11 protein-coding genes are annotated in these 11,552 nt (G+C 73.1%); 4 read left to right on the forward strand and 7 right to left on the reverse strand.

The window, feature by feature from the left end:
- The coding region (locus AOK09_RS29265; protein WP_055590256.1) for an alpha/beta hydrolase at positions 1-704 on the reverse strand (704 nt) is incomplete at its 3' end.
- Positions 705-813: 109 nt separating this feature from the next.
- Positions 814-1,467, reverse strand: a complete 654-nt coding sequence (locus AOK09_RS29270; RefSeq protein WP_245687529.1) for a TetR/AcrR family transcriptional regulator — start codon at positions 1,465-1,467, stop codon at positions 814-816.
- Between the two features lie 225 nt (positions 1,468-1,692).
- Between AOK09_RS29270 and ppk2 the strand changes: the two genes are divergently transcribed.
- Positions 1,693-2,511, forward strand: a complete 819-nt coding sequence (gene ppk2, locus AOK09_RS29275; RefSeq protein WP_055590258.1) for a polyphosphate kinase 2 — start codon at positions 1,693-1,695, stop codon at positions 2,509-2,511.
- A gap of 71 nt (positions 2,512-2,582) precedes the next feature.
- Here the strand turns inward: ppk2 and AOK09_RS29280 are convergent, their stop codons facing one another.
- The 3 genes from AOK09_RS29280 to AOK09_RS29290 are packed head-to-tail and all read right to left on the reverse strand — an operon-like array spanning position 2,583 to position 5,706.
- On the reverse strand, positions 2,583-3,413 hold the full coding sequence (locus AOK09_RS29280; protein ID WP_055590259.1) for a sugar phosphate isomerase/epimerase family protein: 831 nt from the start codon (positions 3,411-3,413) through the stop codon (positions 2,583-2,585).
- The gene (locus AOK09_RS29285; RefSeq protein WP_055590260.1) at positions 3,410-4,555 is read right to left on the reverse strand and encodes a dihydrodipicolinate synthase family protein; all 1,146 of its coding nucleotides are present in this window, start codon (positions 4,553-4,555) and stop codon (positions 3,410-3,412) included. Before AOK09_RS29285 ends, AOK09_RS29280 begins: the two co-directional genes overlap by 4 nt.
- Entirely contained in the window at positions 4,555-5,706 is a 1,152-nt protein-coding gene (locus AOK09_RS29290) for a Gfo/Idh/MocA family protein (RefSeq protein WP_055590261.1), read from the reverse strand. The genes AOK09_RS29285 and AOK09_RS29290 overlap by 1 nt, the downstream gene beginning before the upstream one ends.
- 482 nt (positions 5,707-6,188) lie before the next feature.
- On the opposite strand from AOK09_RS29290, the gene AOK09_RS29295 reads away from it, so the two are divergent.
- Positions 6,189-7,649: a cellulose binding domain-containing protein gene (locus AOK09_RS29295; RefSeq protein WP_055590262.1), complete on the forward strand. Its 1,461-nt coding sequence runs from the start codon at positions 6,189-6,191 to the stop codon at positions 7,647-7,649.
- A 76-nt stretch (positions 7,650-7,725) separates the two neighbouring features.
- Here AOK09_RS29295 and AOK09_RS29300 read toward each other — a convergent pair whose 3' ends face one another.
- Positions 7,726-8,172, reverse strand: coding sequence for a nitroreductase family deazaflavin-dependent oxidoreductase (locus AOK09_RS29300; RefSeq protein WP_055590265.1), 447 nt, complete (start codon positions 8,170-8,172; stop codon positions 7,726-7,728).
- A gap of 227 nt (positions 8,173-8,399) precedes the next feature.
- Positions 8,400-9,227: a ThiF family adenylyltransferase gene (locus tag AOK09_RS29305; protein WP_055590263.1), complete on the reverse strand. Its 828-nt coding sequence runs from the start codon at positions 9,225-9,227 to the stop codon at positions 8,400-8,402.
- A gap of 575 nt (positions 9,228-9,802) precedes the next feature.
- On the opposite strand from AOK09_RS29305, the gene AOK09_RS29310 reads away from it, so the two are divergent.
- Together AOK09_RS29310 and AOK09_RS29315 are read left to right on the forward strand one after the other, a co-directional pair.
- Entirely contained in the window at positions 9,803-10,981 is a 1,179-nt protein-coding gene (locus AOK09_RS29310) for a PP2C family protein-serine/threonine phosphatase (protein ID WP_245687530.1), read from the forward strand.
- 353 nt (positions 10,982-11,334) lie between these two features.
- On the forward strand, positions 11,335-11,552 hold a 218-nt coding region (locus tag AOK09_RS29315), incomplete at its 3' end, for a hypothetical protein (RefSeq protein WP_055590264.1).

Consider the following 11,552-nt stretch of genomic DNA (forward strand, 5'->3'; position numbering starts at 1 on the left):
CGCACCCGGGACGCGTCCCGGCCGGGCCGGTAGCCGATGACGCCGAGGGCGGACCGGGCGGCGACCTCCTGCTGCCACTCGGGGTAGCTGCCCGCGGGGTCCAGGGGGTGCGGGGTGATCAGGACGTCCGGTGAGCACAGGGCCGCCACGGTGCCGGGCGGGCCGACCAGCGGCACCAGCAGCGGCGGGCGGCCGAGGAGGCCGCCGACGGCGTCGGCGACACCCCGGAGGGTCAGGCGCAGCATGGCCCACGGGGTCTGGTGGCGCATCGCGTTGCGGCCGGCGGCCGGGCCGTCGGCGAGCGGGGTCTGGGCGATCACCGCCGCCAGTCCCGGCGTCCGCGCGGCGGCCCGGATCACATGGCCGCCGCCCAGGGAGAAGCTCCAGAGCGCCACCCTGGTCGGGTCCACTTCGGGCAGGCCGCGGGCGCAGGCGATCGCGGCCTGCCAGTCGGCCACCTCGTCCCCGGTGCGTACGACCTGGCGCGGCAGCCCGCCGCTCTCGCCGATACGGCGGTAGTCGAAGGCGAGGACGGAGAACCCCGCGTCGTGGAACCGCTCGGCGAAGGCATGGGTCGCCGGTCCCCTGGCGATCGCCGTGCCCCCGGCCATGATCACGCAGGCGCCGTTCGTCCCCGGACAGTGCCAGGCGGCGCACTCGGTCCCGTCGCTGATGAATCGAATCGTCTCCCGTTGCACGGACATGCGCGCACCGTCCTCCCCAGTGGACCGGATTCATCCCATGGCAAGTGAACCACGTGGTTCGCAAGCAGTCCACGGCATTCCGCCACCACCGGGTCCGGCGGGTCACCGGTCAGCGACCCGCGGCCTCCTCCCGCTCCAGCGCCCGCACCAGCGCCTCGAACCCCGCCGCCACCCCCGAGTCGTCCCTGCTGGTCGACAGCTCCACCAGAAAACCGCGAAGGGTCGCCAGGACCATCTCCGCGACCTGGTGTCTGCGCTGCTCTGACCAGTCCGCCGGGCAGACGGACAGCAGCACGGGCAGATACTGCCGAGAGGCCTCCCGGCTGAGCGCGCCGTAGCGGTCGGGGTCGTACATCGACAGGCCGATGACCTGGTCCAGCGTCCGCCGCAGCTGCGTCTCCTCCTCCACCAGGGCGAGCCATACGGCCCGCACCCCGTCCGCGAGCGACCGGCCGGCCGACCGCTCGGCCACGGACGTCAGCGCATTGCCGATACGCCTCCCGCGCAGCTCCGCGACCGCCTGCCCGAGCAGGTCGGCGACGCCGTCGAAGTGGTAGAGCAGCACCTTGTGGGTGGTTCCGGCCGCCCGCGCGGCCCGCCGCAACGAGAAGTCCACGAGCCCGTTGGCCGCCAGGTCGTCGGTGACCCGCGCCAGCAGTTCCCGGCGCCTGGCCTCACCGCGCGGCGACCCCGCCGACCGCCGGTAGCCTGCCCGTCCTGGTGAGCCGTCATCGGCGGAGGTGTTCACAGCAGCAGCTTCCACGGTCGGACATCATCACACGGTGACGACGGCGGGTGCGCCGTCCCACCGGGCCCCTGCCCGCGTACGCCGCCGGGCAGGCCCAGCGGCCGCGGTGCGCTCGCGGCGGGTCGACCCGCGGCGGGGCCCGGGCCCGGACGGTCCGCCGGGCTCCCCGGCCGTGGCGCGTGCGCGCCGGGCGCCGCGTAGCGTAGGGCGCGAAGCAGCCTCGGGGCAAGGAGGTGCGGGATGACGAAGAGGCCCGAGGGGCGGCTGTCGCGGGCGGTGTACGAGCGCGAGCTCTTCCGGCTGCAGGGGGAGCTGGTGAAGCTGCAGGAGTGGGTGCGCGCCGAGGGCGTCCGGGTGGTGGTGGTCTTCGAGGGCCGGGACGCGGCAGGGAAGGGTTCCACCATCAAGCGGGTCACCGAGTACCTCAACCCCCGCGTCGCCAGGATCGTCGCCCTCCCCGCCCCCACGGAGCGGGAACGCACCCAGTGGTACTTCCAGCGCTACACCGCGCATCTGCCGGCCGCCGGGGAGATCGTGCTGATGGACCGCTCCTGGTACAATCGCGCCGGGGTCGAGCGGGTCATGGGCTTCTGCACCAAGGACGAGTACTGGCGCTTCCTGCGGCAGTGCCCGGACTTCGAGCGGATGCTGGTCGAGGACGGCATCCTGCTGCGCAAGTACTGGTTCTCCGTCAGCGACTCCGTCCAGGACCAGCGGTTCCGCAGCCGGCTGGAGGACCCGATGCGCCGCTGGAAGCTCTCGCCGATGGACCTGGAGTCCATCACCAGGTGGGAGGAGTACTCGCGGGCGAAGGACGAGATGCTGGCCCGGACGGACACCCCGGAGTCGCCCTGGTACGTGGTGGAGAGCGACGACAAGCGCAGGGCCCGGATCAACATGATCGCCCATCTGCTCTCCACGGTCCCGTACCGGGAGATCCCCCCTCCCCTGCTGGACCTGCCCCCGCGGCCCGAGGCCTCCAGCTACCGGCGGCCGCCGCGCGACCTGCAGAACTACGTCCCCGACCATGCGTCGGAGCTGCCCCAGGGGGACGACTGAGCGCTCCGGGCCCGCCGCCGGAGGCGGGAGACTCCCGGCGGCGGGGGCAGGATGGAGGGGGGCCCGAGCCCTCAGTCCTCCGGCACATGGGCGCGATGGCGTTCCACCATGGTCCGCAGGGTCTGCTCACCCGGCGTGTCCCAGACCGCCTGGTTGAAGATCTCCACCTCGATCCAACCGGTGTAGCCGGCGCCGGCGACCATCGCGCCCAGCGAGCGGAAGTCGATGCACCCGTCGCCCACATGCCCCCGTCCCAGCAGGGCGTCGGCGGGCAGCGGCAGCGTCCAGTCGCAGACCTGGTACGCGGCGATCCGCCCGCCCGCACGGGCGATCTGCTGCGCCAGCTGCGGATCCCACCACACGTGGTAGCTGTCCACCACGACGCCCACCTGGTCGGCGGGGTGCTGCTCGGCGAGGTCCAGGGCCTGTCCCAGCGTGGAGACCACCGCCCGGTCGGCGCAGAACATCGGGTGCAGCGGCTCGATGGCCAGCCGCACCCCCAGCTCGCCCGCGTAGGGGGCGAGTCCGGCCAGCCGCTCGGCGACCCTGGCCCGGGCCCCGACCAGGTCGCGGCTCCCCCCGGGCAGCCCGCCGACCACCATGACCAGGGTGTCGGTGCCCAGCTCGGCGGCCTCCTCCAGGGCCCGCCGGTTGTCCTCGACCGCCGCGCGGACGCCCTGCTCGTCCCGGGCCGTGAGGAAACCGCCGCGGCACAGGCTGCTGACGGCCAGGCCCGCACCGCGGACCAGTGCGGCCGCGCGGGCGGTGCCGATCTCGGCCACCTTGTCCCGCCACAGGCCGACCGCGGGGATCCCCGCCTCGGCGCAGCCTCGTACCGCCTCCTCCAGGCTCCAGCCCCTGGTGGTGATCTGGTTGAGCGACAGGCGCTCCGTACCCTTCATGCCGTCATCCCCGCGAGGCTCAGGAAGCGCCGCATCCGCTCGGCAGCGACCTCGGGGTCGGGGAGGACCCCGGCCGCGTCGGCGAGCCGGAAGAGCTCGATCAGATGGGTGACCGACCGGGCGCTCTGGGCCCCGGCCACCATGGTGAAGTGGTTCTGGTGTCCGGCCAGGTAGGCGAGGAAGACCACCCCGGTCTTGTAGCGGAAGGTGGGTGCCGAGAAGAGGTGCCTGGCCAGCGGTACGGTCGGCGCCAGCAGGGCCTCGTAGCGCTCCGGGTCGTCCGCGTCCAGGGCCTGGAGGGCGGCCGCGGCCGTGGCCGCGAGGGGGTCGAAGACTCCGAGCAGCGCGTCGCTGTGGCCGTGTGCGTCGCCGCGGATCAGCTGCGGGTAGTGGAAGTCGTCCCCGGTGTACAGCCGGACGCCCTCGGGCAGGGCGCGGCGCAGTGCGACCTCCCGGTCGGCGTCCAGCAGCGAGACCTTGATGCCGTCGACCCCGGAGCTGTGCTCCTTGATCAGCGCCAGCACGGCCTCGGCTGCCCGGTCGGGGTGCGCGCACCCCCAGTAGCCCGCCAGTGCGGGATCGAACATCTCGCCCAGCCAGTGCAGGATCACCGGCCGCCGGGCCTGGGCGATCAGGCGGCCGTAGACCTCGTGGTAGTCCTCGGGGCCGCGGGCGAGGGCGGCCAGCGCCCGGCTGGCCATCAGTACGGGCTGGGCACCGGCGGCCTCGACCACGGCGAGCTGCTCCTCGTAGGCCGCCGTGATCTCCGCGAGGCTGCGGGCGGGCGCGGTGAGCTGGTCGGTGCCGGCGCCGCAGGCGAGCCGGCCGCCGGTGGCGCGGGCCTCGGCCCCGGTACGGGTGATCAGCTCGCGGGTCGCGGCCCAGTCCAGGCCCGTACCGCGCTGGGCGGTGTCCATGGCGTCGGCCACGCCGAGGCCCAGTGACCAGAGGTGGTGACGGAAGGCCAGGGTCGCCTCCCAGTCGAGGGCGGCCGGTGCGCCGGGGGCGTTGCCGCCGAGCGGGTCGGCGACCACATGTGCGGCGGCGAAGGCGATGCGGCCGGTCGCGGGGCGGCTCGGGCGCGGGAGCGGCTCCGGGGTGCGGAGCCGGTAGGGGCCGTCGGGCAGCTGCAGGGTGGGCATCAGATCTCCAGCTCCGGCACGTCCAGCCGGCGGCCCTCGCGGGCGGAGCGCAGGCCGAGTTCGGCCAGCTGCACGCCCTTGGCACCCTCAAGAAGGTCCCAGTGGTAGTCGGACCCGGTGGCGACATGGCGCAGGAACAGTTCCCACTGGGTCTTGAAGCCGTTGCCGAAGTCGGTGTTGTCGGGGACCGCCTGCCACTGCTCGCGGAAGACCTCGGTGGCAGGCAGGTCCGGGTTCCACACGGGCCTGGGGGTACCCGCCCGGTGCTGGAAGCGGCAGTTGCGCAGCCCCGCCACGGCGCTGCCCTCGGTGCCGTCGACCTGGAACTCCACCAGTTCGTCGCGGTCCACCCGTACCGCCCAGGAGGAGTTGATCTGGGCGACGATGCCGCCCTCGAGCTCGAAGATGCCGTAGGCGGCGTCGTCGGCGGTGGCCGGGTAGGTGCGGCCCTGCTCGTCCACCCGCTCGGGGATGTGTGTGACGGCGTGCGCGTAGACCGAGCGGACGGGGGCGATGAGATGGTCCAGGACGTAGCGCCAGTGCGGGAACATGTCGAGGACCACGCCGCCGCCGTCCTCCGCGCGGTAGTTCCAGGACGGGCGCTGGGCCTGCTGCCAGTCGCCCTCGAAGACCCAGTAGCCGAACTCCCCGCGGACCGAGAGGATGCGTCCGAAGAAACCGCTCTCTACCAGGCGCCGGAGCTTCAGCAGCCCGGGCAGGAACAGCTTGTCCTGCACCGCCCCGTTGCACACCCCTGCTTCGCGGGCCAGCCTGGCCAGGCCCAGGGCCGCGTCCAGCGACTCGGCGGTGGGCTTCTCGGTGTAGACGTGCTTGCCGGCCTCGATGGCGGCGCGCAGCGCCTTCTCGCGCGCCTGGGTGACCTGGGCGTCGAAGTAGACCTCGGCCTGCGGGTCCGCGAGGGCCTCGGCGAGGGAGGTGGTCCAGCGTTCCAGGCCGTGGCGCTCGGCGACGGCCCTGACCCGGGCCTCGTCGCGGCCCACCAGGACCGGTTCCGGCCAGAGCGCGTCACCGTCGCCGAGGTCCACGCCGCCCTGCTCGCGGATGGCCAGGATCGACCGCACCAGGTGCTGCCGGTAGCCCATCCGGCCGGTCACACCGTTCATGATCACGCTGATTGTCCTGCGGGCCATCCGGGATCTCCTTCGCCGCCCGGGGGAGCGGCACATAGAAAGCGCTTACTGCAGTGACAGCCCGAGGCTAGGGCGCCCCGCCGCGGGGCGTCAAGATGCCCTGCGGCGGGGCGGCGCGCCCGGGCATCCGGTCGCAGCGGACCGTCCGGGAGCCCGCGGGAGCTCCGGCCGCCCCGTCGTGCGAGGCCGGCAACGGGCCGGGCTGCCCGGCCCGGCGGCGGGTCCCGCGCCGGGCCTGGCCGCCCCGTACGGCGGTGCCGTACGGGGCGGCCGCGGCTTGCGCCGTACGGGCGCCCGGTGTCCCCCGTGCGGGCGGGCCGGGCGCCGGGTGTGGATCTTTCCCCCGCAATTCCGGCGGGGGCCGGCGGATCGCGAGCGGGATATTGACCGGCTGACATGACGTCAGCACCATGGCCTGCGGAACATCGCACCCCTGGTGCGCCCCCGTGTCCGGCAGGCAGAGCGACGACCGCAGGAGTGTCATGCGCAGACCAGTCATCGGCGTCCTCGCGGCCGCGGCCACGGCGGTCGCAGCCGCCCTGGTGGCGTTGCCGGCCCATGCCGCCGGGGCGGTGCTCACCGCGCAGATCGTGCAGAGCTCCGTATGGAGCAGCGGATACGGCGCGGACGTCACGATCAGCAACCTCGGCGACGCTCCCTCGACCGGGTGGACCGTGGCCTTCGACCTCCCGGCCGGGACCACCGTCTCCAACTCCTGGTCGTCGACCAGGACGCAGAGCGGGCAGCACTACGTCTTCACCAGCGCGAGCTACAACGGCGCCGTCGCGCCCGGGCAGCACGACGGCTTCGGGTTCAACGCAAGCGGCATCGGCCTGCCCTACAACTGCACCGTCAACGGCGTGCCGTGCACCGGTGCTACGTCCCCGGGTTCGCCCACTCCTACGCCGACGCCCACGCCCACACCGACCCCCACGCCGACGCCCAGCCCGACCGCGTCCGGGACACCGGGCCCGGTCGTCAACGTCTCCACCGCCGCCCAGTTGTCCGCCGCCCTGGCGGACGCGGTCCCGGGTGTGACCATCCAGCTGGCACCCGGCGAGTACCACGGGTCCTTCGTGGCGCAGCGCCCGGGCACCGCGGCCCAGCCCATCACGCTCACCGGCCCGCGCACCGCGGTCCTGGTGAACGACGGCCCCTCGGGCAGCGGGCCGTCCTGTTCGGTACCAACCGCCGGCTGGGACTCCGGGTACGGCCTGTGGCTGTTCGGCGCCCCCTACTGGAACCTCACCGGCTTCACCGTCCAGGACTCCAAGAAGGGCGTGGTGCTGGACAACTCACCCCACGCCACCCTCGACGGGCTCTATGTGCACGACATCGAGGACGAGGGGGTGCACTTCCGCAGCTCCTCCTCGGACGGTGTCATCCGCAACTCGGTCGTGGAGTACACCGGCCAGGTCCAGCCGGGCTACGGGGAGGGCGTCTACATCGGCTCGGCGGGCTCCAACTGGGCCTGCTACGGCAACTCCGGCGGCGCGGACCGCTCCGACCGGGTACTGGTCGAGGACAACCGGATCGGCCCCTATGTCGCGGCCGAGGAGATCGACGTCAAGGAGGGAACCTTCGACGGGGTGATCCGCGGCAACACCTTCGACGGCCGCGGCATCTCGGGGCAGAACTCGGCGGATTCCTGGATCGACGTCAAGGGCATCGGCTACCTCGTCGAGGACAACACCGGCACCTTCGCGCCGCCCGGCACCTTCGCCAATGGATACGAGACGCACAACCCGGCCACGACGCCGTCGTTCCCGAACGGCTGCGGCAACAGCTGGCGCGGCAACACCTCGGACCTGGGCGGGGTGGGCAGCTACGCCGTGGATGTGACCTCGACGTCCAAGTGCGCAGGGAACCTCAACACGGTCTACGCCTCCAACACGGTGACCAACGCGGTGGCCGGGCTGACCAACATCGCCGTCACCCCCTGACCCCGTGATCCCGTGACGCCGGCCCGTGGGCCGCCGGACCCCGCCAGGGTCCGGCGGCCCAGGTGTCGCCGCCCGGTCAGTGCTCCGTGGACGCCGGCTGCAGCACGAAGACCGGGATCTGCCGGTCCGTCCGCTTCTGGTAGTCGGCGTAGTCGGGAAAGGCCTCGACGGCGCGGCTCCACCACAGGGCCTTCTCGTCGCCGGTGACCTCACGCGCCGTCATGTCCTGGCGCACCGGTCCGTCCTGGAGTTCCACCCGCGGATCGGCCACGATGTTGTGGTACCAGAGCGGGTGCCTGGGCGCGCCGCCCAGCGAGGCGACGACGGCATAGCTGCCCTCGTGCTCCACCCGCATCACGGGGGACTTGCGGATCCTGCCGCTCCGGGCACCGCGGGTCGTCAGGATGACGACGGGAAGACCCCGCAGGGTCGTTCCCTCGGTGCCCCCGGAACCCTCGTACAGCTCGACCTGGTCGCGGACCCACTGCTCCGGACTCGGCTCGTACTCGCCCTCGAGAGGCATGGCATCCATCCCGTCGTCGGTGGTCCTTCTCGGACGCGGACGGGCGCCGCCCACGGTGGCGCCGGCCCACGGCGGCCATCATAGGAAGCCGCCGCGGCCGGGTCGCGTTGGTGGACGGCGTGCCGCAGCCGGGCCCGGCGGCTCTCACTCAGGCTCAGGCGGCTGCTCGGCGAGCACGGCGGACGGGCGAGTCCCGGGCGCTGCCCGGGACAGACGCGCCGGCGGGGTCAGGGGGCCTGGTGCTGGCCGCCCTCGGCCCCGGAGAGCGACTGCAGCAGCAGGTCGAACTGCAGGACGCGCGGGGCCAGCGACGGCTTCCGCCGTCCCGTGACGATGAACAGCACCTCGGCCGCGGTCATGGCCGCGCACAGCTGCAGGGCCGCAGCCGACGACGAGATGCGGGTGTCGCGCAGCGGGGATTTGATCGCGTTCACCTGCGGTTCCAGATATTGCCGGGTGAACTTCTGCGGAGTCATGCGGTCCACGAACTTCAGCAGGACCTCTTCGGTACCGTCGCCCTCCGCGACGCCGAAGAATTCGGAGAAGGACGGACTGCCGGGGCCGATCACCGTCATCGCGGCGCCGAATCCGAACGGCGATGCGCCCACCACCGAGTGCTTGTCCTGGAGATGGTAGGTGTCATGGAAGAGCGGATACAGGTCGGCCCTGAAGAAGTCGATGGCATTGATGCCGACATCGGTTCCGTCGACGAAGTCCTTCACCGAGTTCTCGGAGATGCCCTCGCGAAAGACCGTGATCTCCGCCGCCGGATTGATGTCGTGCACCATGCGGGTCATCACATCGACCTTGGGCCGGCCCAGTGCGCTCACCGTGGCGCCGGCCTGGCGGTTGAGGTTCGCCTGCTCGAAGGTGTCGGGGTCGGCGACGGAGAACCGCTCGAAGCCCATCCTGGCCAGGGTGAGCAGATGATTGCTGCCGCAGCCGCCCAGTCCGGCTATGCCGATCCGTGCCGCCCTGACCCGTGCGACGTCGTCGGCGTCGAGCAGGCCGAGATTCCGGTCGAAAGCCTCTTCGTAGGTGAAAGCACTGGCCAATGTACTTCCTTTTCCAGAGTCGGTTCGCACGGTTCCGGCCCTGCCGGTGCGTGCAGCGGCCGGCGGTGGGCGTTCACCGGGGCACCTCCCGGAATCGGGCCTCCGTTCACCGGGGCCGCCGGCCCCGGATCTGCGTGCGGCCGCTCCGCCCGCAGGTGAGCCAATCATGGATATGACAGGCGGTCAAGGGCGTCCAGGTATTGCCCGGGAAACACTTCCGGTGCATGGCGGGCCGTCTATTTCCGGCCATCGGCCGGGATGTTTGCGGTGGATCTTTTGACGGTGGGACCGCACCCTTCGGGAAGCCGTCGGGGTGTTCCCGGGAATGGCGCCGACCGGACCGGTGGATTCCGCCTGCGATTCGGCCCGGCCCGGCCCGGCCCGGGTGACCCCCGCGGCCGGAGCGCTCCGTCCGGGTGTGCGACCCACCGGCCGCGGTCGCCTGGCCCGGCTGCGCGCCGGCCCGTAGTCCGCAGACCCCCAGCCCCCAGTCGCCGAGCGGCGCGCCGCAGGCCCCTGCCCGAATGGAGGGCATACGTACTACATATCCCTTAGGTCACGATATGCTCGCCGATGTGACCAGCTCATGGCGGATACGACGCCGACGCCTCCTCCGTCGCCCCCATGAAGCTGCCCTGCTGTCGCCCGTCATCCTCACGGTGCTGATCGCCGTTCTGGCCTTCGCCACCCCCCGGGAGTTCGCCGTCAGCCGCCTGCTCCCCGCGGCGCCCGCCCTCGCCTCCTCCATGTGGTCCGTGGCCGGCACGGTCGTCCTGGGGCTGGTCTGCCTCCTGACTGTCCTCGGGCTGGCGGTCGCCTTCGCCGACCCCGGGCCGCTGTTCACCGCCGCGGCCATCACCGCCGTGACCGGCGCGGCCGCGTACGCCGGCCATGTCCGCCTGCAGCGCGAGCGGACGCTGGTCCAGGTGCGCTCCGTCGCCGACGTGGCGCAGCAGGTGCTGCTGCGCCCGGTGCCCGGCCGCGTCGGCGAGGTCGAGATCGAGACGCTCTATCTGGCCGCCGCGGCCCACGCCCGGATCGGTGGGGACTTCTACGAGGCCGTCGACACCGCGCACGGGGTCCGGCTGCTGATCGGTGACGTCAGGGGCAAGGGACTGTCCGCCGTCGGCGTCGCCGCCGCGGTGACCGGTTGCTTCCGGGAGGCCGCGCACGACGAACCCGATCTGCGGTGCATCGCCCGCCGCCTGGAAGCCAGCATGGTGCGCTACAGCGCCACGCTTCCCGACCGGGACTCCGGCGAACGCTTCGCCACCGCGCTGCTCGCCGAGGTGCCCCACGGCGGCGGCTGCGTCCGGCTGCTCAACTGCGGGCATCCGCCGCCGCTGCTGCTGCGCCCGCACGACCACCTGGCGCTGGAGGTGTCGGATCCCGCGCCGCCCCTGGGGCTGGCCCAGCTGTGGCCCTACCCGCGCCGGACGGAGGTCTTCCCCTTCGCACCCGGGGAGACCCTGCTGCTCTACACCGACGGGGTCGTGGAGGCCCGGGGGCGGGACGGGGTGTTCTACCCCCTGGCGGACCGGCTGCCCCACCGCTGCGACCACCACTCCCTCAGGCGGCTGATCTCCCACATCCTGAACGATCTCGCCGCGCACACCGGCGGAGCCCTCGACGACGACGCCGCCCTGCTGGCCGTACGGCGTCCGCTGCCCGGCAGGCCGCGGACGCATCCGGGTGCCCGGTCCGGGCCGGTGGGCACCCACCCGCTGCCGCCCTCGGACTCCCCGGTCCGCTGACGGCCCGCCACCGGAGCCGTCATTACCCGGGCGCACGCCTCCCCGCGGGCCGCCGCGCGGTCGCCCCGACGACCCGACAGCGTGCGGGCCCCTCCCCCAGGCATCCGCCGGGCGGGCGAGCCGGCACCCGGCCCGGTCATCGCGACGGTGTCGTCGGCCGGGGACCGACTCGTTCGTACGGCTCCGCCGGGGCGCCGTCCGGCTGTGACCCGGAGGGCCGCGGCCGGTCTCCGCGGGATGTGTCGTCGTCCTTCGGATGCCGAGGTCACCCGGCGGCATCATGCTTCGTTCGTCCGCGGCCGGGACCGTGGCGGCATCCGTCCCGCCCTCCCGTCGCCCCCAGGAGTCGCCGTATGTGCCAGCCAGGGCTTTGCGGGCAGCACACCCCCGAGCAGCCGGCCGAGGGGGTGGTCGGCCGCCGCGCGGTGCTGCGCGGCGGGGCCGCGCTCGGTGCGGTCGGGGCACTCACCCTGGCACCGCTGGTCTTCGCCGGGCCCGCCAGGGCCGCGGAGGGCGCGGCCCCGGCCGGCTCCGAGGTGACCCGGGAGATCACCGGGCACCTGGAGACCGG

Source organism: Peterkaempfera griseoplana, assembly GCF_001418575.1.
In the GTDB taxonomy this organism is placed as follows: Bacteria; Actinomycetota; Actinomycetes; order Streptomycetales; family Streptomycetaceae; genus Peterkaempfera; species Peterkaempfera griseoplana.